Source organism: Luteimonas rhizosphaericola, assembly GCF_029888045.1.
Classification (GTDB): Bacteria; Pseudomonadota; Gammaproteobacteria; order Xanthomonadales; family Xanthomonadaceae; genus Luteimonas; species Luteimonas rhizosphaericola.
The window spans coordinates 211,454-234,996 of record NZ_JARXRN010000025.1; the positions used below are offsets into that span (position 1 = coordinate 211,454).

Sequence of the window (23,543 nt, forward strand, 5' to 3'; positions counted from 1 at the left end):
GCCCGGCGCGCGCCGACGCCAGCGGCCGGACGGGCGGCCGGCGGGCACGCGCGGCGCCGTGGGCGTGCCGCCGCAAGCCCTAGAATGTGCGTTCCCCCGCCCCGGATGCCCGCCGATGACCGCCTGGTCGACCGAGCACGCGCGCAAGACCTATTCGATCCCGCACTGGTCGGAAGGCTATTACGACGTCGACGACGGCGGCCGCGTGGTGGTGCGTCCGCTCGGCGCGGACGGGCTCGCGGTGCCGCTGCCGGAGATCGTCGACAAGGCGATGGAGCGGGGCGCGAAGCTGCCGCTGCTGCTGCGCTTTCCCGACATCCTCGGCGATCGCCTGCGTCGGCTGCAGGCGGCGTTCGCGCAGGCCCAGGCCGACTCGGACTACACCGGCGGCTACACCGCGGTGTATCCGATCAAGGTCAACCAGCACGCGGGCGTTGCGGGCACCCTGGCCTCGCACCACGGCGATGGCTTCGGCCTGGAGGCGGGCAGCAAGCCGGAGCTGATGGCGGTGCTGGCGCTCTCGCGCCCGGGCGGGCTGATCGTGTGCAACGGCTACAAGGACCGCGAATACATCCGCCTGGCGCTGATCGGCCGCAAGCTGGGCCTGGCGACCTTCATCGTGGTGGAAAAGCCGTCCGAGCTGCCGCTGATCCTGGAAGAGGCGAAGGCGCTCGGGGTGCAGCCCGGCATCGGCGTGCGCATGCGCCTGGCCTCGCTGGGCGCCGGCAAGTGGCAGAACAGCGGCGGCGACAAGGCCAAGTTCGGCCTGTCCCCGCGCCAGGTGCTGGACCTGTGGAAGACCCTGCGCGACGGCGGCATGTCCGACGCTCTGGGCCTGCTGCATTTCCACATGGGCTCGCAGATCTCGAACGTGCGCGACATCGCCAACGGCATGCGCGAGGCCACGCGCTATTTCGTCGAACTCTCGAAGCTGGGCGCGAAGGTCAGCCACGTCGATGTCGGCGGCGGCCTCGGCATCGACTACGAGGGCACGCGTTCGCGCAGCTTCTGTTCGATCAACTACGGCGTGCACCAGTACGCCTCGACCATCGTCCAGCCGCTCGCCGACGCCTGTGCCGAGCATGGCCTGACGCCGCCGCGCATCGTCACCGAGTGCGGACGCGCGATGACCGCGCACCACGCAATGCTGGTGGCCAACGTGGTGGAGGTCGAGCAGGCGCCGGAGGGGCGCGTGCCCGACGCGCACGACGACGAGCCGCACGCGATCGCCTACCTGCGCGAGATCCACGGCGACCTCGACCGCCGCCCGCCGGTGGAACTGTTCCAGGAAGCGCAGCACTTCCACGCCGAGGGGCTGGCCGCGTACGCGCTCGGCCAGATCGACCTGGTCGCGCGCGCGCGCATCGACGACCTGTTCTACGCCATCGCCCACGGCGTGCGCGCCCGGCTGGAGTACGGCGAGAAGAGCCACCGCCCGCTGCTGGACGAGCTGGCCGAGCGGCTGGTGGACAAGTACTTCGTCAACTTCAGCGTGTTCGAGTCGATGCCCGACGTGTGGGCGATCGACCAGGTGTTCCCGATCGTGCCGATCGAGCGCCTGGACGAGACGCCCGACCGGCGTGGCGTGATCGCCGACATGACCTGCGACTCCGACGGCAAGATCGACACCTACGTCGAGAACGAGGGCCTGGACACCTCGCTGCCGCTGCATTCGATGCGCCCGGGCGAGCGCTACCGGCTCGGCTTCTTCCTGGTCGGCGCGTACCAGGAGATCCTGGGCGACATCCACAACCTGTTCGGCGACACCGACGCGGTCGAGGTCCGGCTCAACGACGGCGGCTACGCCATCACCCAGCAGCGCCGCGGCGACACCACCGACGTGATGCTCGACTACGTCGGCTACAAGCTCGACGACCTGCGCCGGATCTACCGGGCGCGCGTGGGCGCGGCCGACCTGTCCAAGTCCGAGGCCACGCGCCTGAACGAGGCGCTGGAAGCCGGCCTCACCGGCTATACCTACCTCGACGACGCGCCGCCGGCGTGAGCGGCGCGGTCATGCCACGCCTCCGGGCCGCGCGTCCTGCGCCAGTGCCACCCGCAGTTCCACGCGCTTGAGTTCGCGCAGCACGCGGTTGGCTTCCACCCGGGTGCCCATCACCGACTTCATCATCGCCGAGTACTGGAACGCCAGCAGCGCCACCACGCCCCAGCGCACCGCCGCGACGGCATCGGTCGCCATCCACAGCTGCCAGAAGGCGTAGGCGAATCCCGCGAACGCGACCAGCGCGGTGACGTAGGCCAGCATGCCCACCCAGCCTTCCGGGCCGCGGAACAGCCCGAGCGCCTGGCGGATGTAGCCGGGTTCGCCATGGCGCGCCAGCAGGGCGCGGTCCTCCTCGGTGAGCGCGCGGTGGATCAGGTCGTCGGTTTCGTTCATTTCGTTGCTCCTTCCAGTCGTGCGCGGATGCGTTGCCGCGCGTGCATGAGCCGGGTCTTCACGGTCCCCGGCGGGATGTCCAGGGCGATCGCGATCTCCGCAACGCCCAGGTGTTCGAGGTGGAACAGCGCCAGCGCCGCGCGCTGTGCGGCCGGCAGCTCGCGCATCGCGGCCAGCACCTGCGCCACGGCGACCGACTGCTCGCCCTCGTCCACGGCCGTCGCATCGGTCCGGTCCGCCGCCAGTGCGGCCAGGCCCTCGCGTTCGCGTCGCGCATGGCCGAAGCCGCGCTGGCAGCGGCGGGTCACGATCCGCAGCGCCCAGGCCGGGAACGCGACCACGTCGTCGAGACCGCGCAGGCCGCGCATGATCTCGATCCAGGCATCCTGGACCGCGTCGCGCGCGCGGTCGGGATCCCCCGTCAGGCGCCAGGCGTGGCGCTCGAGCCGCGGCTGCCAGCGCGCCACCAGCCGCTCCCAGGCGGCGCGGTCGCCCGCGCGCGCCGAGGCGGCGAGATATTCGTCGTAGATCCTGGCGGCATCGCGCGGCACCGGTCGCTCCCCTGGCGTGATGCAGGAAGGTGGCGTCCGGCGGCCGGACGGTTCAATGCCGCGGTGCTGCCGCCGTTCCGGCGGGGTCGCCGGCGGCGGCCCCGGCCTAGGCCGGCCGCAACTCCGACACCAGGGTGGGCAGCAGTTCCGATACCGTGGGGTGGACGGGGACGGTACGCCGCAGCTGGTCGGCGGTGGCGCCGACGCTGATCATGTCGATCAGGCCGTGGACGGCCTCGTCCCCCCCGGTGCCGAGGATGGCGGCGCCGAGCATGCGCCCGGTGGCGGCGTCGGCGACCACCTTCATGATGCCCCGGGTCTCGTCCTTTTCGATCGCCCGACCCACGCGACGCATCGGTCGGGTGGCGACCAGCAGCGGCCGGCCGCTCGCCGCGGCCTCGCGCTGCGTCATGCCCACGCGGCCCAGCGGCGGATCGATGAACAGCGCGTAGGCCGGCACCCGGTCGCCGACCCTGCGCGACTCGCCGTCGAGCAGGTTGGCCGCGACGATCTCGTAGTCGTTGTAGGCGGTGTGGGTGAACGCGCCGCGGCCGTTGCAGTCGCCCAGCGCCCAGATCCCGGGCGCGCTGGTCTGCAGGCCGTCGTCGACGGTGATGTAGCCCTTCGCGTCGACCGCCACGCCGGCGCGCTCCAGGGCGAGGTCGTCGGTGTTGGGCCGGCGCCCCACCGCCACCAGCACATGGCTGGCGTCCAGGCGCTCGCCATCGACCTCCACGTCGATGCCCCCGGCCGCGGGCGCGAAGCGCATGGCCGAGACGCCGGTGCGGATGGCGATGCCCTCGCCCTCCAGGATCTCGCGCACCGCCGTCGAGACGTCGTCGTCCTCGCGGCCGACCAGGGCGGGGCCGCGTTCGAGCACGGTCACCTCGGCGCCGAAACGGCGATGGATCTGCGCGAACTCCAGCCCGATGTAGCTGCCGCCCACGATCACCAGGTGCCGCGGCACGCGGTCCAGGCGCAGGATCGAGGTATTGGTGAGGTACGGGACGCGGTCGAGCCCGGGCAGGTCCGGCACCAGCGCGCGGCCACCGACGTTGAGGAACACCTGGTCGCCGGTGATCGTCTCGTCGCCCACGCGCAGCGTGCGCGGCCCTTCGAAGCGGGCGTGGCCGTGGAGCAGGGTGCAGCCGTCCATGCCTTGGAGCCAGTCGGCGACGCCACGGCGCGCGTTGGACGAGACCGTGTCGGCGCGGCTGCGGACCCTGGCCATGTCGATCCCGACCGCGCCGCCGGTGAGCACGCCGAAGTCCGCCGCCCGGCGCGCGAGGTGGGCCACGCGCGCGCTGGCCACCAGGGTCTTGGTCGGCATGCAGCCGGTGTTGACGCAGGTGCCGCCGGGCAGCTTGCGCTCCACCACCGCCACCGACCGTCCTGCCGCGGTGAGGCGCGCGGCGAGCGGCGGCCCGGCCTGGCCGGCGCCGACGATGATGACGTCGAAGTGGCGGCTCATGCCAACGTCCGCAGCAGCAGCCACGCACCGGCGATGGCGACCGTGTCCTCGATCAGGGCGGCGGGCAGGTCGCGACCGAACCTCGCCGCCAGGCGTGCGCGCATCGCACGGCCGCCCAGGGTGCCGCCAATGGCGCCGATCAGGCCCGCCACGAGCCCGCCGATCCATGGCGCGCCCGAACCGAGCGCCAGCAGGGCCCCGGCCGCCGCCCCCACCACCAGCCGGGTCCCGAACTGCAGCGGCACGGTCCGGCTCGGGGTCGACGGCAGCTTGTCGGCCACCAGTTCGCCCACCGCCAGCAGGGTCAGGATCCACGGTGCCCAGGCATGGCCGAGGATCGCGAGCCAGCTGTCGCCGAAATCGAGCCAGCCCACGCGCGTCGCCCAGGCCACGGCGGCCAGCGGCAGCATGGCGCGGAGGCCCGACACGATGCCGAGCAGCAAGGCCACCAGGAAGATCATCGCGGGCTCCTGTGCTGCGAAGGGGCGGACGCGCCGGCGTCGCCGCCGGCAGACCCAGCCTACTCCTTCCGAGCGTCGTCGCGCCCGCGCCACACGACCATCGCCGATGCCGCCGCACCCGCGCAGCCCGGGCAGGAGGCGCACCCGGGGGTGTCCTCCCGCGTCGATCACGCATGGGGGCGCGCCCCCCGGCACCCGTCTCCAGGCTCGCCCGGCCGATCCATCCTTCCCGCGACTCGCCCCTCACCGCCGCCCCGAGGGCACCTGGCGGGGCGCCGTGCCGGCAGCCGCGTAGCCCGGGTAAGCGCAGCGCACCCGGGACCATCTCCACTTCGCTCGTGAAGTCCAACCTGCCGGCGGCCGTCTCCGGCCCTCACCGGGCGACGCCTCCCCGGTGGGCGAGCCGCCCTTCAGCGCCGCCGTTCCCATCGGGTCCGCCGTGGCGCCGTTTCCGGCAGACGCAGCAGCACCGGCAACACGGCTACCCCGACTACCGCGATCATCGCCCCCGGCGCCAGCGCCCAGCCGGTACGTTCCACCAGCACCTGCGCCAGGAACGGCGTCAGCCCGCCGAACAGCGCGGTCGCGGTGGTGGCGCCGAAGGCCAGCCCGCTCAGGCGGCCTTCCCCCGGAAACTGCTCGGCGGTGGCCACCGCGCCCACCGCGCTGACGCCGCCGGCCACGCAGGCCAGCAGCAGGGCGCCGGCCAGCGCCGTGTCGGCCGACCCGCGCGCCATCATCGCGAACAACGTGATCGGCAGCAGCGCGCTGCACAGCGCCAGCGCCACCAGCACCGCGCGGCGGCCGGCATGGTCGGAAACCAGCCCGAACAGCGGCGTCACCAGGATCACCGCCACGGCCGCCCACGTGGACAGCCCCAGCGAGACGCCCTCGCTGAACGTGCCCACCGAGGTCAGGAACGCGGGCACGTAGGTGATGCCGACGTAGTAGGTGATCGAGCCCAGCGCGGAGATCGCGAAGCCGCGCGCGATGCCCGCGCGGTGGAACCTGAGCGCATGCCGCAGGGGACTGGCCGGGATGCTGCCTTCGCGCCGCTGGCGCTCGAACTCCGGCGATTCCTGCATCCGTGCCCGTGCGATCCACACCGTGCCGGCGAGCGCCGCGCCGACGAAGAACGGGATGCGCCAGCCCCAAGCGTCGAGCGACTGCGCGTCGAGCAGGTTCACCGTGAGCGCCGACACCGCGACCGCGAGCAGCGCGCCGACTTCCGCCGCCGCGGCGGCCAGCGAGGTCACCAGCCCGCGCCGGCCGCGCGGCGCGCCTTCCAGCAGGTAGGCGACCACGCCGGTGTATTCGCCGCCCACCGCGAAGCCCATCACGCAGCGCAGCAGGATGATCGCCACGCCGGCGGCGGAACCGATCTGCGCATGCGTCGGCATCAGCGCCATCGCCAGCATCGCAGCGGTCATCACCGCGACCGACAGCAGCATCATCCGCCGCCGTCCGCCGCGATCGCCGAGGTGGCCGAAGAACAGCGCGCCCAGCGGCCGCATCAGGTAGGCGACCGCGAACCCGCCCAGGGTGGCGATGAGCGAGGACTCGCCGCCGCCGAAGAACACGCGCGACAGCACCGTCGACAGGTACAGGTACAGGGTGAAGTCGTACCACTCCACGATCGTCGACAGCGCGGCGACCGCCATCGAGCCGCGGGACACGGGGCGATGGCCGGCGTCGCGCGTGGCCGGGGCGTCAGGCGCGGCGTCCGCCATCAGCAGGCGACGGATCCGCGAATGCGTTCGGTTGACATGATCCGGTCCTGGAACGGAGGGGGTGCGACGCGACGCGCCCATGCTAGCCGCAGGCCGCGTGGAGGCCGTGCGCGGGCGGCGCATCGCATCGACGCCGGCGCCACCCGGAGGTCCGGCCAGGTCATCCGGGTCTGTCGGGTCCTCCAGGCACGGAACCCGGCCAGCAGGGCGGCTCAACCCGGATCGCGGGCGACCTGGAAGCCGGCGAAGGACTGGCTGACCGGCATGAGCTCGAGCCGGTTGATGTTCAGGTGCGGCGGCAGCGTGGCGACGTAGTGGATGACGCCGGCGATGTCCTCGGCGGTGATCGGCTGCGCGCCGGCGTACAGGGTGTCGGAGGCGGCGCGGTCGCCACCGGTGCGCACCAGGGTGAACTCGGTCTCGGCCATGCCCGGCTCGATCGCGGTCACCCGCACGCCGGTGCCGTGCAGGTCGCTGCGCAGGCCGAGCGAGAACTGGCTCACGAACGCCTTCGTGCCGCCGTACACGTTGCCGCCCGGATACGGATACACGCCCGCGATCGAGCTGATGTTGATGATCGTGCCGCGGCGTTCGATCAGGCCCGGCAGCAGCGCGTGCGTCAGCGCGACCAGGGCGGTGACGTTGGTGTCGATCATCTGCCGCCACTGCGCGAGGTCGGCGCGCTGCGCCGGCGCGGTGCCGAGCGCGAGCCCGGCGTTGTTGACCAGCACGTCGATGCCGGCGAAGGCCTCGGGCAGCGCGTCGAGCGCCGCGTGCATGGCGTCGGCGTCGCGGATGTCGAAGGCGGCCACGTGCAGGCGTGCGTCGCCGTGGCGGTCGGCCAGCGCCTGCAGGCGTTCGGCGCGACGGCCGCTGGCCACCACGCGCCAGCCGTCGGCCAGGAACCGCTCGACGGCGGCGGCGCCGAAGCCGGAGGTGGCGCCGGTGATCAGGATGGTGCGGGACATGGGGCGATTCTAAGCCGGCGGATGCCCACGGACCCGCCTGACCGTCGCCCGTCCGCGCCTACGCGGTTGCTGCAGCGGGTCCCGCGCGACCGACGGGCGCGCGGCGGTTCGGCGCGGCGATGCCGCCGGAGTGCCGCGCGCCTCATCCCGCGGCGGCGTCGCCCGCGTCGGGCGTGCGCGCCGCGCGCGTCGTCTTCGTCGCAGGCCTGTCGGGCGCGGGGCCCGCGCGCCGGCGCCCGGTCGACGACTTGCCGCGCGTGCGCGCCTTGGTGGCGCGGTGCTTCTCCAGCATGTCCTCGGCCAGCACCACGTCCTCGGACAGGATGCCGGCGGCCTTGGCGATCGCGATCCGCGCCTGGGCGCGGTTCTCGTCCGGGTTAGCCTGCAGCAGTTCGCGGATGGCCTCGCGCAGCGCGCGCTCGGCGCTGCGCTTGAGGGTCAGGTCGTTGCTCTCGCGGAACAGCGCCAGCAGCGCATCGACCACGGGTTTGATCAGGGCGGCTTCGATGGCCATGGCGGTGCCTCTCTCCAGGCCCGGCAGTGTGCCGGGCGGGCATCGCGCGGCCTGCGACCGGCCTGGGACGGACCGCTCAGTTCGCCCTGATCGCCAGCGCCGGCAGCCCGCCGTTGCCGAGCTTCTGCTTGGCCTCGGCCAGTTCGGTTGCGGTGCCGTAGGGCCCCATGCGCACGCGGTACACGGTCTTGCCGTTGGCCGAACCGGATTCGACCCGCGCGCTCAGCCCGAGCAGGGCGATCCGGGCCTTGAGCGCCTCGGCATCGCCGGACGCGCTGAACGAGCCGGCCTGGAGGATGTAGCGGGCGCCGTCGGAGGCGGCCGCGGCCGGAGCGGCGGGGGTCGCGGCTGCCGCAGCGGGCGTCGCCGCCGGGGTGGCGGGGGCCTGCGCCGCGAGGTCGGCGGCATCCTGTTCGCGCTGGCGCTGGGCGGCCAGGGTGCGGCGCTGGCGCTCGGCCTCCTCGCGCGCGCTGGCGGCGAGTTCGGCGTCGGTCAGCGCGACCTCCTGCTCCGGCAGCACGGTGTAGAAATCGTAGTCGGGGCTGGCCGGGGCCGCTTCGGCGCCCGGGCGCACGGTGGCCGACGGCGCGGGCACGTCCGCCTCCGGCGGGGCGTCGTCCTCGTCGATCGCGCTGACCGCGGGCTGCGCGCCGGCGTCGGGCTGCGGCCGGAAGAAGCCGTCGCTGCGCTCGGACTTCAGGTACCGCGGCAGCACCAGCACCGCGACCAGCGCGATCACGATCCCGAGGATCATCCACGCCCAGCCGGGCAGCCCGTTGCCGCCGTTGCGCCTCGCCTGTGACCTGCCGCGTTTCGCCGCCATGCCGTACTGCCCCTACATCCGTTCGGGCGCACTCACGCCCAGCAATGCCAGCCCGTTCGCGAGCACCTGGCGCACGGCCAGGGCCAGCGCCAGCCGCGCGTTGCGGGCGTCGGCGTCGTCGACCAGGAACTGGTGGTCGTTGTAATACGTCTGGAACCCCTGCGCCAGTTCGAGCAGGTACGCCGCGACCAGGTGCGGCTCGAGCTGCTCGCCCGCGGCGGCCACCACCTCCGGCCAGCGCGAGAGGTCGATCAGCAGGTCGCGCAGCGAGGCGTCGGACAGGTCCGGCGCCTGCGCCAGGCCGGCCTCGAGTTCGAACGCCAGCCCGCGCTCGGCCAGCTGCCGCATCAGCCCGCAGATGCGCGCGTGCGAGAGCTGCACGTAATACACCGGGTTGTCGAGCGACTGGCTGCGCGCCAGGTCGATGTCGAAGGTGAGTTGCGAGTCGGGCCGGCGCGCGACCAGGAACCAGCGCACCGCGTCGCTGCCGGCCTCGTCGATCAGGTCGCGCAGGGTGAGGTAGCTGCCGGCGCGCTTGGACAGCTTCACTTCCTCGCCGCCGCGCATCACCGTGACCATCTGGTGCAGCACGTATTCGGGGTAGTTGGCGGGAATGCCGGCGTCGAGCGCCTGCAGGCCGGCCTTCACCCGCGCCAGCGAGCCGTGGTGGTCGGCGCCCAGCTCGGTGATCGCGCGCTCGTAGCCGCGCTGCCACTTCGACAGGTGGTAGGCCACGTCCGGCACGAAGTACGTGTACGTGCCGTCGGACTTGCGCATCACGCGGTCCTTGTCGTCGCCGAAGTCCGTGGTCTTCAGCCACAGCGCGCCGCCGTCCTCGTAGGTGTGGCCGCGCTCGACCAGCGTGCGCACGGTTTCCTCCACCTTGCCGTCGGTGTACAGCGAGGACTCGAGGAAGTAGACGTCGAACGACACCCCGAACGCGGCCAGGTCGTCGTTCTGCTCGCGCCGCAGCCAGGCGACGGCGAACTGGCGGATGGCGTCGAGGTCGTCGGCGTCGTCCTTGCCGGTGACGGTGTGGCCGTCGACCTCGACGCTGTCGCCGCGCAGGTAGGCCTGTGCGACGTCGGCGATGTAGTCGCCGTTGTAGGCGTCGGCCGGCCAGTCGGCGTCGCCGGGCTTGAGGCCCTTCGCGCGCGCCTGGGTGGAGCGCGCGAGGTTCTCGATCTGGACCCCGGCGTCGTTGTAGTAGTACTCGCGCCGCACCTTCCAGCCGTTGGCCCCGAGCACGCGCGCGATGCAGTCGCCGATCACGCCGGCGCGGCCGTGGCCGACGTGCAGCGGGCCGGTCGGATTCGCCGAGACGTATTCGATGCCCGCCGTGCGACCGCCGCCGCTGTCGTTGGCGCCGTAGCAGTGGCCGTGCGCGAACACCGTGGCCAGCTGCCGCTGCCAGGCGGCGGGCGTGAGCCGGAAGTTGAGGAAGCCCGGGCCCGCGATCTCGACCGCGGCGATGGTGTCGTTGGCCGGCAGCGCGTCGACCAGCGCCTGCGCCAGCGCGCGCGGGTTCGACTTCGCGGGCCTGGCCAGCAGCATCGCGGCATTGGTGGAGAAATCGCCGTGCGCGCGGTCCTTCGGCCGCTCAACGACGAAGTCGGGCGTGGCGAGGTCGGCGGGCAGGGTGCCTGCGTCGCGCAGGGCGGCGATGGCCGTCTCGACATGCTGTCGGATCTGGCCGCGGAGCTGGGGATTCACGGAACAGGCGCGTCGGTTTTGCAGGGCGCTAGTGTACGCGAGCCGCGCCGGCGGGGCCGACGCGGCGCTGCCGGTCCCGGGTCGCGCCGTCGCGCGGCTACACCCAGCCCCGCGCCGCGAGCGATACCGGCGCGCCGTCGCCGACCACGAAGTGGTCCAGCAGGCGCACGTCCACCAGCGCCAGAGACTGCTTGAGCTGCGCGGTCACCGCGCGGTCGGCCGCGCTGGGCTCGGGATTGCCGCTGGGGTGGTTGTGGCCGACGATCACCGCAGCGGCGTTGTGCGCCAGCGCGCGGCGCACCACTTCGCGCGGGTGCACCTCGGCGCCGTCGATGGTGCCGCGGAACAGTTCCTCGAACGCCAGGGCGCGGTGGCGCGTGTCCAGGAACAGCGCCGCGAACACCTCGATCGCCTGGCCGCGCAGGCGCTGGGCGAAATAGCGGCCGGCCGACGCGGGATCGGTCAGCGCCTCGCCGCGCTCCAGTCCCGCCGCGAGCCAGCGGTTGCACAGCTCCAGCGCCGCCGACAGCTTGCACGCGCGCGCCGGCCCCAGCCCGGGCAGGCGCGCAAGTCCCGCCGGATCGAGCTCCAGCAGCCGGCGCAGCGGCCCATGGCGGTCCAGCAGCTGCCGGGCGGTGGCGACCGCATCCTGCCCGCGCAGCCCGGAGCCGAGGAAGATCGCCAGCAGTTCGGCGTCCGACAGCGCCGCCGCGCCCCGGGACAGCAGTTTCTCGCGGGGACGTTCGTGGCTGGGCCAGTCGCGGATGTGCATGGGCGGCGGTCGAAGCGGAGGCAGGCGCTGGCGGCGGGCGGGGCGCCCCGGCGGAACAGGGGAATTCCCATCGGCGCGCGCCCGACCCGGCCGCCAGCATGGATTGGATTGCAGCGCATCGCCGCGCGCCGCGCAGCCGGGCGACGCCCCGCCATCGGGTAAGCTGTCGCCCGGATCCGGGGTAGGACATTCCTGACGATGGCAGCCGGTCTCGGCTTGCGGGGACAGCGCGTGCTGCTGTGCGTGTGCGGCGGCATCGCCGCGTACAAGGCGGCGGAGCTGGTGCGTCGCCTGGGCGACGCCGGGGCGCAGGTGCAGGTGGCGATGACCGAGAACGCCCAGCGCTTCGTCGGCGCGCAGACCTTCCAGGCGCTGTCGGGCCGCCCGGTGCGCACCTCGCTTTGGGACGCGGCCGCGGAGGCGGCGATGGGCCACCTCGAGCTCGCGCGCTGGGCCGACCGGGTGGTGATCGCACCGGCCAGCGCCAACACCCTCGCCCGCCTCGCGCACGGCCTGGCAGACGACCTGGTGAGCACCCTGTGCCTGGCCACCACCGCGCCGCTCACCCTGTGCCCGGCGATGAACCACCGCATGTGGCTGCACCCGGCCACCCAGGCCAACGTCGCCCTGCTGCGCGAGCGCGGCGCGGCCGTGGTCGGGCCGGAGGACGGACCGCTGGCCGAGGGCGAATCCGGCCCGGGCCGGCTGGCCGAACCGGCGGCGATCGTCGCCGCGCTGGAGGCCGCGTGAGCGGCGCGCCCGCCGCAGGCGCGCTGGCCGGGAAGCGGGTGCTGGTCAGCGCCGGCCCGACCTTCGAGGACATCGACCCGGTGCGCTTCGTCGGCAACCGCAGCAGCGGCAAGATGGGTTTCGCGGTGGCCGAGGCGGCGCGCGAGGCCGGCGCCGAGGTGGTGCTGGTCGCCGGCCCGGTGCACCTGGACACGCCCGCGGGCGTCGCCCGCATCGACGTGCGCTCGGCGGCGCAGATGCACGCCGCCGTGCTGGGCGCGCTGCCGGCCGACGTCTACGTGGGCGCTGCGGCGGTGGCCGACTTCACCCCCCGCCGCGTGTCCGAACACAAGATCAAGAAGACCGCCGGCAGCGACACCCTGGTGCTGGAACTGGTGCGCACGCCCGACGTGCTGGCCGACGTGGCCGCGCATCCGCGGCGTCCCGCGCTGGTGGTCGGGTTCGCGGCCGAGACCCACGAAGTCGAGCATTACGCGCGCGGCAAGCTCGCGGCCAAGCGGGTGGACCTGATCGCGGCCAACCTGGTCGGCGGCGCCGAGGGCGGCTTCGAGCGCGACGACAACACCCTGGCCGTGTACTGGCACGGGGGCGAGCAGCGCCTGGGCCCGGCGCCCAAACGCGAGGTCGCCGCGCAGCTGGTGGCCCTGATCGCCGGCAGGCTGCCGGCATGAGCGCCGCCACCGCCGCCCATGACCTGCAGGTCAGGCTGCTCGACCCGCGGCTCGGCACGCAGTGGCCGCTGCCCGCGCACGCCACCGACGGCAGCGCCGGGCTCGACCTGCGCGCGGCGCTCGACGCCGCGCTGGTGCTGGCGCCGGGCGACGCCGCGCTGGTGCCCTCGGGCATGGCCATCCACATCGACGATCCCGGCCTGTGCGCGGTGATCCTGCCGCGCTCGGGGCTGGGGCACCGCCACGGCATCGTGCTCGGCAACGGCACCGGCCTGATCGATTCGGACTACCAGGGCCCGCTGCTGATCAGCGTGTGGAACCGCGGCAGCGAGGCCTACACGATCGAACCCGGCGACCGCATCGCGCAGCTGGTGCTGCTGCCGGTGGTGCGCGCGCGCCTGCAGGTCGTGGATACTTTCAACGACAGTGCGCGCGGCGGCGGTGGCTTCGGCCATACCGGCGTGCGCTGACACGGACGGACCGGAATTCCGCATGACCGACAAGACCGAACCCACCAAGGCGCGCGTGTTCGCGCAGCTGCGCCCCTGGCTGCCGTGGCTGGCCGCCGCGCTGGCCCTGCTGGCGGTGTGGCTGGCGTGGAGCGGCTGGCGCGCGCTGCAGGAGGAGTCGCGCCGCACCAGCGTGACCCTGGCGCGCGACAACGCGGCCGGCATGGTCGCCGGCCTCCTGCGCACGGACGTGAAGCGGCTGCAGGACCTGCTGGCGGACGCTCCGGTCCAGGCCGCGCTGGAGGCTGGGGACCTGCCGGCCGCGGCGCGCGCGGTCGCCGCCGGCTGGCCCGAGGCCGAGCAGGTGGAACTGCATCCGGCCGAACTGGACGCGATGTATGCGGCGCTGCCGGCGGGCGGCTACGGCCCGGTCGCGGTGATGGAAGCCGCGCTGGTGCGCGGCGAACCGGTGGTGTCGCTGATCCGGGTCGACGACGCGCCGCGGCTGGCGATCGCGGCCCCGGTCCAGGCCGGCGAGGTGGCCAGGGGCGTGGCGTTCGTGCGCCTGCCGGCCACGCGCGCGACCGCGGCGCTGGATGGCGTCGACGTCGACCCGGCCACCTACGTGGCGCTGCGCCAGGGCGGATTCACCCTGCTGGAGAAGGGCGACGTGTCCCAGGCCGAGGCCGCCGAGCGCATGGCGGTGCCGGTCGCGGGAAGCGACCTGCGCGTGGCCGCCTCGATGCCGCGCACCGGGCGTCCACCCTTCGGTCTGGAGGGCATCCCGCTGTTCGTCGCCGTGATCCTCCTGCTGCTGCTGGCCTACCTGCTGTGGCGCGTGCCGGCCCGCGTGCGCCGGGCGCTGTCGCCGGACGCCGGTGCGCACGATGCGGCGCCGGAGCGCACCCTGGTCGAGGCCCTCTCCGAGCCGCCGGCCGGGGACGGCACGGCCGTGCCCGCGACGCCCACCGTGGTCGCGCGCGACGCGCCGCGACCGCCGCCGGTCGACATCGACAAGGGCATCTTCCGCGCCTACGACATCCGCGGCATCGTCGGCAAGACCCTCGACGCCGGCGTGGCCGAACTGATCGGCCAGTCGGTGGGCTCGCTGATGCAGGAGCAGGACCTGCACGACATCGTGATCGGCCGCGACGGCCGCCTGTCCGGCCCCGACCTCGTCGCCGGCCTGGTCAAGGGCCTGCGCCGCGCCGGCCGCAACGTGATCGACATCGGCCTGGCGCCGACCCCGGTCACCTACTTCGGCGCCTACCACCTGCGCACCGGCTGCTGCATCTCGGTCACCGGCAGCCACAACCCGCCTGACTACAACGGTTTCAAGATCGTGGTCGGCGGCGGCACGCTGTCGGGCGATGCGATCACCGACCTGTACGCGCGCATCGCCGACGGCCGCCTGCACGACGCGCCGGCGCCGGGCGAGGTGAGCGAGCGCGACATCGGCGACGACTACGTCGAGCGCATCGCCAGCGACATCCAGCTGGCGCGGCCCCTGAAGGTCGTGGTCGACGCCGGCAACGGCGTCGCCGGCGAGATCGGCCCGCGCGTGCTGGAGGCGATCGGCGCCGAGGTCATCCCGCTGTTCTGCGAGATCGACGGCACCTTCCCCAACCACCACCCCGACCCGAGCGAGCCGCACAACCTGGTGGACCTGATCGGCACGGTCAAGCGCTTCGGGGCCGACCTGGGCATCGCCTTCGACGGCGACGGCGACCGCCTGGGCGTGGTCACGAAGGACGGCGAGAACATCTTCCCCGACCGCCTGCTGATGCTGTTCGCGGCCGACGTGCTGGACCGCAACCCGGGCGCGGTGATCGTGTACGACGTCAAGTGCACCGGGCGCCTGCCGGGCCACATCCTGCGCCACGGCGGCAGCCCGCTGATGTGGAAGACCGGGCATTCGCTGATCAAGGCCAAGATGCGCGAGACCGAAGCCGAACTGGCCGGAGAGATGAGCGGCCACTTCTTCTTCCAGGAGCGCTGGTACGGCTTCGACGACGGCATCTACGCCGCCGCGCGCCTGCTCGAGATCCTGGCGCTGGACCCGGGCGATCCCAGCGAGGCGCTCAACGCGCTGCCGGGCGGGGTGTCGACGCCGGAGATCAAGGTCGAGGTGGCCGACGGCAACCCGCACGGCTTCGTCGAACGCTTCCAGCAGCAGGCGCGCTTCGAGGGCGCGCGCACGTCGACCATCGACGGCCTGCGCGTGGACTGGAACGACGGCTGGGGCCTGGTGCGCGCCTCCAATACCACCCCGGTGCTGGTGCTGCGCTTCGACGCCGACAGCCAGGAGGCGCTCGACCGCATCCTGGCCGACTTCCGCGCCCAGATCGCGCTGGTCGATCCGGAGCTGAAGCTGCCGTTCTGAGGGCGACGGGACGCTCCTGCACGGGAGCGTCCGGTCGGCGTGAGTCGGCAGGCGTCTTCTGCGCGCCTGCGAGGAACTTGGGAGTTCGCGGCCGCGCGTGACATGCCGCCGCTGCGCCTCGCGACGATTGGTCCGGGCAAGAGTGGGGCCGCGATGATCGGGCGGCGCCGGAGCCGGGTGCCTCCGGTGACGAATGTCCCCCGGGCGACGGCTCATGCCGTCGCCTCCTCCTTGATTCCGTCCCCGGAGACACCCGCCCCCGGCGTCCCGAGCATCGTGTGTCGTCCGGTGCAAATAGCGGATGCGTCGCAGTCCCGGGGAGCCGTGGGATGACGGCCGCCGGGTTGCAATGCCTGCGACGCGCATGGGCCGGCGAACCGACTGCCGCGACGGCAGTGCGGATCAGCCGTGCCGGAGGGACGACGCGCCGCACTGAAGACGACGGCAGCGTCGAAGCGCCTCGACGCGCGGGTAGCGGAGTAGCGGCTTCCCGTTCGTGCCGCAAGCCCAGCCCCGGTCCGGCCGGTGGGCCTTTGCGCGAACTCAAGGAGGAGGCGGCCGCGCATGCGGACGCCGGGGGACATTCGCAGCGAAGGCCCACCGGTCGGACCGGGGTCGCTCAGGTTGCGCGGACATGGAGCCATGCCACGTATCCATGACTGCTCGCTGCAACGCATCGTCTTGAGGGACCTCCGTCTGCCGCTCACGGCCACCGGAAAAGGCGGCACGCTGCGCCGCCGCTACCCGCGCGGCGAGCAACGGAACGTCCGACCGCATCAGAAGCCCGATCCAGCGGCCCGGAGCGCGGCCGGCGAACCGGCGGTGCCAAACCGCGACCTGCAGTACCGGAGACGCGCTCAGCCCTGCGCGATCTCCACCCGCTTGCCGTCGGCCTTTGCCGAGGCGAAGACGGCGTCGAGCACGCGCAGGTCGCGCACGCCTTCCTCGCCCGGCACGCGCGGCGCACGCCGCTCGAGGATGGCCAGCGCGTCCTGGTCCATCTGCTCGGCCTGCATGCGCGGGCTCTTGCCCAGCTGCGGCTCGAACACGGTGCCGTCGCTGGCGCGGCCGCCATTGCCGTCGTAGCTCTGGAACGGCGACATCGTGTACCAGCCGCGCTCGCAGTCGACCTGCAGCGTGTTGAGGTTGCGGCCGAAGCTGGTCACGCACTCGGCGACGATGTCCTCGGGGAATTCGAGCCGGAAGCGCATCGTCTCGTCCACGCCCTTGAACAGTTCGCGGCGCGCGGTCTCGTCCCAGGCCTGGACCGCGACCGGCTCCAGGCCGGTGGAATAGCGCGCCGCGTTCACGCAGTACACGCCCATGTCGTACATCGCGCCGCCGCCGCGCGCCGGATCCAGCCGCCAGGCCTCGTCGGGGCCGTTGCGCCAACCGAACCAGCCCGCGTCCGCGCGCAGCTTGACGATGCGGCCGAACGGGCGCTCGGTCGCCATCGCCATGAAGCGGCGGGTGTTGGGCTCGTGCTGCATGCGGTAGCCGATGGTCAGCTGCACCTTGTGGTCGCGGCAGGCCTTGATCATCGCCTCGCCCTCGGCCGCGTCCATCGCCATCGGCTTCTCGCACCACACGTGCTTGCCGGCGGCCGCGGCGATGAGGGCGTGCGCCTTGTGCAGGTGGTTCGGGGTGACGATGTACACCGCATCGATGTCCGGGTTGTCGGCGATGCGGTGGAAATCCTCGTAGGAATAGACGTTGCGGTCGGGGATGCCGTACTTGCCCTGCCACTCGGGCAGCTTGTCGGGCGACCCGGTCACCAGCCCGGCGAGGCGGCAGTGCCTGGTCAGCTGCAGCGCCGGGGCGAGCAGGCCCTTGGCGTAGCCGCCCAGTCCCACCAGCGCCACGCCGATCCTGCGGTCCTGCGCCAGCGAGCGCGGGCTCCACGCTGCCGCCGCGCCCGCGAGCGCCATCGATTGCAGCGCCTGGCGGCGCGTCCAGCCACGGTTCCGGTCCCCGGTCATCGCGTCCTCCCATCCTTCGGTGTCGGGTCCATGTTAGCGCTCACCCGCGGCATGCGCCGGCCCGGTGCGACGCGGCGGCGATAATGCGTGCATGCACGACCCGCATCCCACACGTCGCGTCGCAGTGGTCGGCGGCGGGCCTGCCGGCCTGATGGCCGCCGAACGCCTGCGGGCCGCCGGGTTCGCGGTGGACCTGTTCGAGGCCAAGGGCTCGGTGGGACGCAAGTTCCTGATCGCGGGCAAGGGCGGGCTCAACCTCACCCATTCCGATCCGCGGCCGCTGTTCGCCAGCCGCTATCGCGAACGCGCCGCGGCCGTCGGCCGCTGGCTCGAGCGCTTCGATGCCGACGCGTTGCGCGACTGGGCGCGTGGCCTGGGCGTCGATACCTACGTCGGCAGCTCGGGGCGCGTGTTTCCGCTCGACCGCAAGGCCGCACCGCTGCTGCGCGGCTGGGTGCGGCGGCTGCGCGCGCAGGGCGTGGCGCTGCACGTCCAGCAGCGCTGGACCGGCTGGGCCGATGACGGCGCGCTGTGCTTCGACACGCCCCACGGCCCGGTGCAGGTGCGGGCCGATGCCACCGTCCTCGCGCTCGGCGGCGCCAGTTGGCCGCAGCTGGGCAGCGATGGCGCCTGGGCCCCGGTGCTGGCGGCCACGGGGGTGGAGGTCGCGCCGCTGCGTGCGGCGAACTGCGGCTTCGAACTCGACTGGTCGCCGCACTTCGCGCAGCGCCATGCCGGCGCGCCGCTCAAGCCCGTGGTGCTGCACTGGCAGGATGCGGACGGCGGCGCCCGACAGTTGCAGGGCGAGTGCGTGGTGGCCGGATACGGGCTCGAAGGCAGCCTGATCTATGCGGTTTCGGCGACGTTGCGGGAACGCATCGAACGCGACGGCCATGCCGACATCGCCCTGGACCTGGTGCCGGGGCGGGACCCGGACGCGCTGCGCGCCGCATTGGCGCGCCCGCGGGCTGGGCGCAGCCTGTCCGAGCACCTGCGCCGCACCGTCGGCGTCCACGGCGCCAAGGCCGGCCTGCTGCGCGAGGTACTGCCGGCCGACGCCCTGGACGATCCCGACCGGGTGGCCGCCGCGCTCACGCGCCTGCCGCTGCGCCTGCGCCGCCCGCGTCCGGTGGCCGAGGCGATCAGCACGGCCGGCGGCGTCCGGCTCGAGGCGCTCGACGACGGGCTGATGCTGCACGCCCGCCCGGGGACGTTCGTGGCCGGCGAGATGCTGGACTGGGAAGCGCCGACCGGCGGCTACCTGCTCACCGCGTGCTTCGCCAGCGGATGCGTGGCCGCGGACGGGGTCGTCGGCTGGCTGCGGCCGACCGCGGCGGAGTAACCCGATGGCGCATGCCCGCTTGGACGCCCGTGCTAGCGCCGCTGCGGACTCTTCAGCGCGTGGTAGCGCTCGACCGCGTGCGCCAGTTCCTCGTCCAGCGAGGCGCGTTCCTCCATCTGCTGGCGCATGATCGCCTGCTGCCGCAGCAGGTCGCGGTGCTGGGACTGGATGTTGTCGGCCAGCGCCTTGCGCACCGGCTGGCCCTGCAGCTCCAGGTCGTTGGCCTGGCGCAGCAGCGAGACCAGGCTCTGGCGCAGGTTGGCCACGCCCATGCGCGAGGTCTTCAGGCCCTCGTCGACCAGCACGATGCGGTCGCCGAACGCGGCGCGCAGGTCTTCCTCGGTTTCGTAGGACTCCGCCATCGCGCGTTCGCGGCGCAGCCGCGCGGCCTCGGCATTGGCCGCGATCCCGGCCTCGCGCTCGGCCGCTTCGGCCGCCGCCCGCTCCTCGGGCGTCATCTGCTCGTCGAGCCTCGCCAGCGGGCGCCCGCTGCGGGCGCTGAGTTCGGTGCGCGCGGCATTGACCGCGTTCGCGGGCAGGGCGTCGCCGCAGACCCGGCGGCCGCCTTCGTCCCAGCAGTAGAGCTTCTTCTCGGCGCCGGCGTCGGCCGGCCGCTTCTGTGCCGGAGCGCCGGCGGACAGCGCGCACAGCGCCGCGGCCGCCAGCCATGGATGCATCTTCATCGAAGCCCGCCCCCTGCGGATCGAATCAACGTGTGCCATGGACGCCATATTGCGCCCGATAGGCCTGCAAACGCGAACGCTCGTCCGACAGGGCCGCACTCCGGTCGGCGAATGCCAGCAGGTCGTCCAGCGTCGCGACCGCCACCACCGGGATCCCGGCCTCCGCAGTCACCGCCTGCGCGGCCGACGTGGTGGCGCCGTCGCCGGCGATTTCCTGGCGGTCGAGCGCGATCACGATGCCCGCGGGCGTGCCGCCGGCGGCGCGGATGGTGCCGAGCGCCTCGCGGATCGCGGTCCCGGCGGTGATCACGTCGTCCACCACCAGCACCCGGCGCCCGTCCAGCGGCGCGCCGATCAGGGTGCCGCCCTCGCCGTGCGCCTTGGCCTCCTTGCGGTTGAACGCCAGCGGCAGGTCGCGGCCGCGGCGCGCGTATTCGCAGGCCAGCGCGGTGGCCAGCGGGATGCCCTTGTAGGCCGGCCCGAACAGCAGGTCGAAGCCGACCCCCGACGCCTCCAGCGCATCGGCGTAGCAGCCGGCGAGCGTGGCCAGCGCCGTACCCGAATCGAAGCGCCCGGCGTTGAAGAAGTAAGGGCTCACGCGCCCGGACTTGAGCGTGAACTCGCCGAAGCGCAGCGCCTGTGCGCGCAGCGCCAGCTCCAGGAAACGGGTGCGGTGGTCGGTCATGGCGGCATTGTCCCATGCGTGCCGGAGGCGGCGCGATGGGACAATGCCGCCTCTTCTCCCGAGGACCCGCCCCGATGCCAGGCCTGCCCGATTGCCCGCACTGTGCGTCCGCCCACGTCTACGAGGACGGCGCGCTGCTCGTCTGTCCCGAGTGCGCGCACGAATGGTCGCCGGCGGAGCTGGCCGACGAGGCGGCCGATGCCGCCGCCACGGCGCAGGTGCGCGATGCGCACGGCACGCTGCTGGCCGACGGCGACAGCGTGGTGGTGCTCAAGGACCTGAAGGTCAAGGGCTCGTCGCTGGTGGTGAAGGGCGGCACCAAGGTGCGCAACATCCGCCTGGTCGACGGCGACCACGACATCGACTGCCGGATCGAGGGCATCGGCCAGATGGGACTGAAGTCGGCGTTCGTGCGCAAGGCCTGAGCGCACGCGGGCGGCGGGCGTCCGCACGGACCGGAGCCGGCGCGCGGCTGCTGCCGCGGTGGGCACCGAACGTGCGACAGCGGAGGTGCGGCCCATGGGCGACCCCGTGCGGATTCGGCTAGGCTTGCCCGATCCCCCACGCCCGCCTGTCCGCATGCGCATCGTCAGCTTCAACGCCAACGGCATCCGTTCCGCCGCCAACAAGGGGTTCTTCGACTGGCTGCCCGCGCAGGACGCCGACATCGTCTGCCTGCAGGAAACCAAGTCGCAGGAAGACCAGCTCGGCGACGCCTGCTTCCGTCCCTACGGCCACTGCCACTACCGCGACGCGATCACCAAGAAGGGCTACAGCGGCGTGGCGATCTACAGCAAGCGCGAACCCGACGAGGTGCGCACGTCGCTGGGCTGGGCCCCGTTCGACGACGAGGGCCGCTACATCGAGGCCCGCTACGGCAACCTGAGCGTGGTCTCGTTCTACATTCCCTCGGGGTCGTCGGGCGAACTGCGCCAGGGCTTCAAGTTCGAGGTGATGGACTGGCTCAGGCCGATCCTGGACCAGTGGCTGGCCAGCGGCCGTGACTACGTGCTGTGCGGCGACTGGAACATCGTGCGCGCGAAGAACGACATCAGGAACTGGTCGAGCAACCAGAAGAATTCCGGCTGCCTGCCGCCCGAGCGCGCCTGGCTCAACGGCATGATCGCCGACGCCCACGGCGACGGGCTGGTCGAGCCGCCCGCGCACGGCTGGAAGGACAGCTTCCGCGTGGCCAGGCCGGACGCGGTCGAGTACACCTGGTGGAGCAACCGCGGCGCGGCGCGCGCCAACAACGTCGGCTGGCGCATCGACTACCAGCTGGTGACGCCCGCGCTGGCGCAGCGCATCCGCGGCGCCGAGGTGCATCCGCAGCCGCGCTTCTCCGACCACGCGCCCTACGTCGTGGATTACGCCGAGTGAGCGCAGCGGCCAAGCCGTCGATCTGGCGGGCGTTCACCCAGCCGGCGGCGTGGACGATGTTCTTCTTCGGCTTCGCCTCGGGCATGCCGTTCCTGCTGGTGGCCGGCACGCTGGCGTACTGGCTGAAGGAAAACGGCATCGAGCTGCGCAACATCACGCTCATCGCCAGCGCCGGCATGGCCTACACGCTCAAGTTCCTGTGGGCGCCGCTGGTGGACCGCTGGCGGCTGCCGCTGCTGGGCCGCCTCGGCCAGCGCCGCGGCTGGCTGCTGCTGGCGCTGGTGGTGGTGACCGCGGGCCTGCTGCTGATGGCCCAGCTCACCCCCGACCGGCTGGCCGCATTCGTGTGGATCACGCTGATGACCGCGTTCGCCGGCGCCACGCTCGACATCGCGGTCGACGCCTACCGGGTCGAGATCGCGCCCAACACCTCGCAGGGCGCGCTGGTGGCGACCTATTCGCTGGGCTACCGGATCGCGCTGATCGTCACCGGCGCGCTGGCGCTGGTGCTGGCCGACCACGTCGCCTGGCCGGTGGTGTACCGGGTGATGGCGCTGGTGATGCTGGTACCGCTGGCGGCGGTGCTGATCGCGCGCGAGCCGGACGTGGTGCGGGTGCGCGCCGAAACCTGGGCCCGGGGCCTGCGCGAGGGCGTGGTCGAACCCTTCGCCGACTTCTTCCGCCGCTTCGGCGGCGGGCTGGCGCTGGCGCTGCTGGCCTTCATCCTGCTGGCGAAGATCTCCGACCAGTCGCTGGGCGGCGGCATCATGGCGCCGTTCTACCTCGACCAGGGATTCACCAAGACCGAAATCGCCGCGGTGTCGAAGGTCTACGGCATCTGGATCGGAATCGTGGGCGTGTTCCTGGGCGGCATCGCCGTCGCCCGCTGGGGCGTGAAGTGGCCGCTGCTGGCGGGCGTGATCCTGGGCGCGGCCAGCAACCTGCTGTACCTGTGGCTGGTCGGCGCCGACGGCGACGTGTGGAAGCTCACGGTGGTGATCTCGGGCGAGAACCTGGCCCAGGGCTTCCAGGGCACCACCCTGGTGGCGTTCCTTTCGGCCCTGGTCAACCAGCGCTTCACCGCCACCCAGTACGCGCTGTTCTCCTCGCTGGTGATGCTGCCGGGCAAGGTGCTGAGCGCGGTCTCGGGCGGGATCGTCGAGCAGGTCGGCTACGGGGTGTACTTCGCCATCACCACCCTGGTGGCGGTGCCGGCGGTGGCGCTGTTCTTCTGGTTGAAACCCAGGCTGGTCCTGGCGGACGATGGCGTCGCGACGTCCGCCGCCGAGCCACCGCCATGACCGACATCGTGCTCAGGGATGCCGACCCGGTGCTGGTCGACCGGATCCGCCGCGTGGCCGAGGCCCGCGGCTGGACCCTGCCGGCGGCGATGCAGTACCTGCTCGAGCAGGGCCTGCACGTCTACGAGGGCGACGGGTCGGTGCGGCTGGACCTGAGCGAGGCCGACGCGCTGCAGGCCGCGATCGCCGCGCTGGAGCAGATCCCGAGCGATCCGGGCTACGCGGCGATCGGTCGGGTGGGGCCGCCCGCCGGGGGGTGAGGGGCGTTGCGTCACCGCGGAGCGCCTGCAAGCGGCCGCGGTGCCGTGCGGGCGGGTTCAGCGGCGTCGCGGCGGACCCTTCGCCTGCCCCAGCGCGAGGATCGCAGCGACGACCAAAATCAGGCCGCCGGCGAGCTGCAGGCCGGTATTGACGGTGTAGAGGCCGGTCGCGAGGACCAGCCCGCCCGCGACCAGCAGGGCGAACGTCGATGGCGGCACCCGGCGGAGGTCCATGGGGCGATGCCTCGTGGCGAGGGGT

General features: G+C 73.0%; 22 protein-coding genes and 1 pseudogene. 9 read left to right on the forward strand and 14 right to left on the reverse strand.

What is annotated here, in order from left to right; translation table 11 throughout:
* Positions 1 to 115: 115 nt before the first annotated feature.
* Positions 116 to 2,005, forward strand: coding sequence for an arginine decarboxylase (gene speA / locus QFW80_RS10270; protein ID WP_280601787.1), 1,890 nt, complete (start codon positions 116 to 118; stop codon positions 2,003 to 2,005).
* A gap of 9 nt (positions 2,006 to 2,014) precedes the next feature.
* Here the strand turns inward: speA and QFW80_RS10275 are convergent, their stop codons facing one another.
* The 10 genes from QFW80_RS10275 to radC form a co-directional block, all read right to left on the reverse strand.
* Positions 2,015 to 2,398 carry a DUF6768 family protein gene (locus QFW80_RS10275; protein ID WP_280601789.1) on the reverse strand — a complete coding sequence of 128 codons (384 nt, stop codon included), beginning with the start codon at positions 2,396 to 2,398 and terminating at the stop codon, positions 2,015 to 2,017.
* Entirely contained in the window at positions 2,395 to 2,949 is a 555-nt protein-coding gene (locus tag QFW80_RS10280) for an RNA polymerase sigma factor (protein WP_280601791.1), read from the reverse strand. The genes QFW80_RS10275 and QFW80_RS10280 overlap by 4 nt, the downstream gene beginning before the upstream one ends.
* Before the next feature lie 106 nt (positions 2,950 to 3,055).
* Positions 3,056 to 4,420, reverse strand: a complete 1,365-nt coding sequence (locus QFW80_RS10285; protein WP_280601793.1) for an FAD-containing oxidoreductase — start codon at positions 4,418 to 4,420, stop codon at positions 3,056 to 3,058.
* Positions 4,417 to 4,881 (reverse strand): DUF4126 family protein, encoded by a 465-nt coding sequence (locus QFW80_RS10290; protein WP_280601794.1) that lies wholly within the window; start codon positions 4,879 to 4,881, stop codon positions 4,417 to 4,419. The genes QFW80_RS10285 and QFW80_RS10290 overlap by 4 nt, the downstream gene beginning before the upstream one ends.
* Positions 4,882 to 5,291: 410 nt before the next feature.
* Positions 5,292 to 6,542, reverse strand: coding sequence for an MFS transporter (locus QFW80_RS10295; RefSeq protein ID WP_280602210.1), 1,251 nt, complete (start codon positions 6,540 to 6,542; stop codon positions 5,292 to 5,294).
* A 281-nt stretch (positions 6,543 to 6,823) separates the two neighbouring features.
* Positions 6,824 to 7,579: an SDR family NAD(P)-dependent oxidoreductase gene (locus tag QFW80_RS10300; RefSeq protein WP_280601795.1), complete on the reverse strand. Its 756-nt coding sequence runs from the start codon at positions 7,577 to 7,579 to the stop codon at positions 6,824 to 6,826.
* Positions 7,580 to 7,721: 142 nt separating this feature from the next.
* Positions 7,722 to 8,093 carry a hypothetical protein gene (locus QFW80_RS10305; protein WP_280601796.1) on the reverse strand — a complete coding sequence of 124 codons (372 nt, stop codon included), beginning with the start codon at positions 8,091 to 8,093 and terminating at the stop codon, positions 7,722 to 7,724.
* 76 nt (positions 8,094 to 8,169) lie between these two features.
* A complete protein-coding gene (locus QFW80_RS10310) occupies positions 8,170 to 8,916 on the reverse strand; it encodes an SPOR domain-containing protein (RefSeq protein WP_280601797.1) in 747 nt (248 codons plus the stop codon).
* Positions 8,917 to 8,928: 12 nt separating this feature from the next.
* Positions 8,929 to 10,629 (reverse strand): arginine--tRNA ligase, encoded by a 1,701-nt coding sequence (gene argS, locus QFW80_RS10315; protein WP_425603542.1) that lies wholly within the window; start codon positions 10,627 to 10,629, stop codon positions 8,929 to 8,931.
* Between the two features lie 97 nt (positions 10,630 to 10,726).
* The gene (gene radC, locus QFW80_RS10320; protein ID WP_280601798.1) at positions 10,727 to 11,401 is read right to left on the reverse strand and encodes a RadC family protein; all 675 of its coding nucleotides are present in this window, start codon (positions 11,399 to 11,401) and stop codon (positions 10,727 to 10,729) included.
* A gap of 198 nt (positions 11,402 to 11,599) precedes the next feature.
* Between radC and coaBC the strand changes: the two are divergent.
* The 3 genes and pseudogenes from coaBC (at position 11,600) to QFW80_RS10335 (ending at position 15,654) form a co-directional block, all read left to right on the forward strand.
* Positions 11,600 to 12,822 (forward strand): annotated as a pseudogene (gene coaBC, locus QFW80_RS10325) (bifunctional phosphopantothenoylcysteine decarboxylase/phosphopantothenate--cysteine ligase CoaBC).
* Positions 12,819 to 13,292: a dUTP diphosphatase gene (dut, locus tag QFW80_RS10330; RefSeq protein ID WP_280601800.1), complete on the forward strand. Its 474-nt coding sequence runs from the start codon at positions 12,819 to 12,821 to the stop codon at positions 13,290 to 13,292. The pseudogene coaBC and the gene dut overlap by 4 nt, the downstream one beginning before the upstream one ends.
* A gap of 22 nt (positions 13,293 to 13,314) precedes the next feature.
* Positions 13,315 to 15,654 carry a phosphomannomutase/phosphoglucomutase gene (locus QFW80_RS10335; protein WP_280601801.1) on the forward strand — a complete coding sequence of 780 codons (2,340 nt, stop codon included), beginning with the start codon at positions 13,315 to 13,317 and terminating at the stop codon, positions 15,652 to 15,654.
* An 857-nt stretch (positions 15,655 to 16,511) separates the two neighbouring features.
* On the opposite strand, the gene QFW80_RS10340 is transcribed toward QFW80_RS10335, so the two are convergent.
* Positions 16,512 to 17,633 (reverse strand): Gfo/Idh/MocA family protein, encoded by a 1,122-nt coding sequence (locus QFW80_RS10340; RefSeq protein ID WP_425603543.1) that lies wholly within the window; start codon positions 17,631 to 17,633, stop codon positions 16,512 to 16,514.
* A gap of 91 nt (positions 17,634 to 17,724) precedes the next feature.
* On the opposite strand from QFW80_RS10340, the gene QFW80_RS10345 reads away from it, so the two are divergent.
* Positions 17,725 to 18,975, forward strand: a complete 1,251-nt coding sequence (locus tag QFW80_RS10345; protein ID WP_280601802.1) for a TIGR03862 family flavoprotein — start codon at positions 17,725 to 17,727, stop codon at positions 18,973 to 18,975.
* A gap of 32 nt (positions 18,976 to 19,007) precedes the next feature.
* Here QFW80_RS10345 and QFW80_RS10350 read toward each other — a convergent pair whose 3' ends face one another.
* On the reverse strand, positions 19,008 to 19,658 hold the full coding sequence (locus QFW80_RS10350) for a hypothetical protein (RefSeq protein WP_280601804.1): 651 nt from the start codon (positions 19,656 to 19,658) through the stop codon (positions 19,008 to 19,010).
* Positions 19,659 to 19,683: 25 nt separating this feature from the next.
* Positions 19,684 to 20,343, reverse strand: coding sequence for an orotate phosphoribosyltransferase (gene pyrE, locus QFW80_RS10355; protein ID WP_280601805.1), 660 nt, complete (start codon positions 20,341 to 20,343; stop codon positions 19,684 to 19,686).
* A 74-nt stretch (positions 20,344 to 20,417) separates the two neighbouring features.
* On the opposite strand from pyrE, the gene QFW80_RS10360 reads away from it, so the two are divergent.
* The 4 genes from QFW80_RS10360 (at position 20,418) to QFW80_RS10375 (ending at position 23,284) form a co-directional block, all read left to right on the forward strand.
* On the forward strand, positions 20,418 to 20,768 hold the full coding sequence (locus QFW80_RS10360) for a zinc ribbon domain-containing protein YjdM (RefSeq protein ID WP_280601807.1): 351 nt from the start codon (positions 20,418 to 20,420) through the stop codon (positions 20,766 to 20,768).
* Between the two features lie 154 nt (positions 20,769 to 20,922).
* Positions 20,923 to 21,723 (forward strand): exodeoxyribonuclease III, encoded by an 801-nt coding sequence (locus QFW80_RS10365; protein ID WP_280601809.1) that lies wholly within the window; start codon positions 20,923 to 20,925, stop codon positions 21,721 to 21,723.
* Complete coding sequence (locus tag QFW80_RS10370; protein WP_425603544.1) at positions 21,720 to 23,024, forward strand: AmpG family muropeptide MFS transporter; 1,305 nt, start codon at positions 21,720 to 21,722, stop codon at positions 23,022 to 23,024. The genes QFW80_RS10365 and QFW80_RS10370 overlap by 4 nt, the downstream gene beginning before the upstream one ends.
* Entirely contained in the window at positions 23,021 to 23,284 is a 264-nt protein-coding gene (locus QFW80_RS10375) for a hypothetical protein (RefSeq protein ID WP_280601811.1), read from the forward strand. The genes QFW80_RS10370 and QFW80_RS10375 overlap by 4 nt, the downstream gene beginning before the upstream one ends.
* A gap of 57 nt (positions 23,285 to 23,341) precedes the next feature.
* On the opposite strand, the gene QFW80_RS10380 is transcribed toward QFW80_RS10375, so the two are convergent.
* Positions 23,342 to 23,518: a hypothetical protein gene (locus QFW80_RS10380; RefSeq protein ID WP_280601812.1), complete on the reverse strand. Its 177-nt coding sequence runs from the start codon at positions 23,516 to 23,518 to the stop codon at positions 23,342 to 23,344.
* Between the last annotated feature and the right edge of the window lie 25 nt (positions 23,519 to 23,543).

Bases quoted from the DNA above. Each gene is read 5' to 3' on its own strand.
- speA (WP_280601787.1), top strand. From the start codon at position 116: ATGACCGCCTGGTCGACCGAGCACGCGCGCAAGACCTATTCGATCCCG.
- QFW80_RS10275 (WP_280601789.1), bottom strand. From the start codon at position 2,398: ATGAACGAAACCGACGACCTGATCCACCGCGCGCTCACCGAGGAGGAC.
- QFW80_RS10285 (WP_280601793.1), bottom strand. From the start codon at position 4,420: ATGAGCCGCCACTTCGACGTCATCATCGTCGGCGCCGGCCAGGCCGGG.
- QFW80_RS10290 (WP_280601794.1), bottom strand. From the start codon at position 4,881: ATGATCTTCCTGGTGGCCTTGCTGCTCGGCATCGTGTCGGGCCTCCGC.
- QFW80_RS10295 (WP_280602210.1), bottom strand. From the start codon at position 6,542: ATGGCGGTCGCCGCGCTGTCGACGATCGTGGAGTGGTACGACTTCACC.
- QFW80_RS10300 (WP_280601795.1), bottom strand. From the start codon at position 7,579: ATGTCCCGCACCATCCTGATCACCGGCGCCACCTCCGGCTTCGGCGCC.
- QFW80_RS10305 (WP_280601796.1), bottom strand. From the start codon at position 8,093: ATGGCCATCGAAGCCGCCCTGATCAAACCCGTGGTCGATGCGCTGCTG.
- QFW80_RS10310 (WP_280601797.1), bottom strand. From the start codon at position 8,916: ATGGCGGCGAAACGCGGCAGGTCACAGGCGAGGCGCAACGGCGGCAAC.
- radC (WP_280601798.1), bottom strand. From the start codon at position 11,401: ATGCACATCCGCGACTGGCCCAGCCACGAACGTCCCCGCGAGAAACTG.
- dut (WP_280601800.1), top strand. From the start codon at position 12,819: ATGAGCGCCGCCACCGCCGCCCATGACCTGCAGGTCAGGCTGCTCGAC.
- QFW80_RS10335 (WP_280601801.1), top strand. From the start codon at position 13,315: ATGACCGACAAGACCGAACCCACCAAGGCGCGCGTGTTCGCGCAGCTG.
- QFW80_RS10340 (WP_425603543.1), bottom strand. From the start codon at position 17,633: ATGACCGGGGACCGGAACCGTGGCTGGACGCGCCGCCAGGCGCTGCAA.
- QFW80_RS10345 (WP_280601802.1), top strand. From the start codon at position 17,725: ATGCACGACCCGCATCCCACACGTCGCGTCGCAGTGGTCGGCGGCGGG.
- QFW80_RS10350 (WP_280601804.1), bottom strand. From the start codon at position 19,658: ATGAAGATGCATCCATGGCTGGCGGCCGCGGCGCTGTGCGCGCTGTCC.
- pyrE (WP_280601805.1), bottom strand. From the start codon at position 20,343: ATGACCGACCACCGCACCCGTTTCCTGGAGCTGGCGCTGCGCGCACAG.
- QFW80_RS10360 (WP_280601807.1), top strand. From the start codon at position 20,418: ATGCCAGGCCTGCCCGATTGCCCGCACTGTGCGTCCGCCCACGTCTAC.
- QFW80_RS10365 (WP_280601809.1), top strand. From the start codon at position 20,923: ATGCGCATCGTCAGCTTCAACGCCAACGGCATCCGTTCCGCCGCCAAC.
- QFW80_RS10375 (WP_280601811.1), top strand. From the start codon at position 23,021: ATGACCGACATCGTGCTCAGGGATGCCGACCCGGTGCTGGTCGACCGG.
- QFW80_RS10380 (WP_280601812.1), bottom strand. From the start codon at position 23,518: ATGGACCTCCGCCGGGTGCCGCCATCGACGTTCGCCCTGCTGGTCGCG.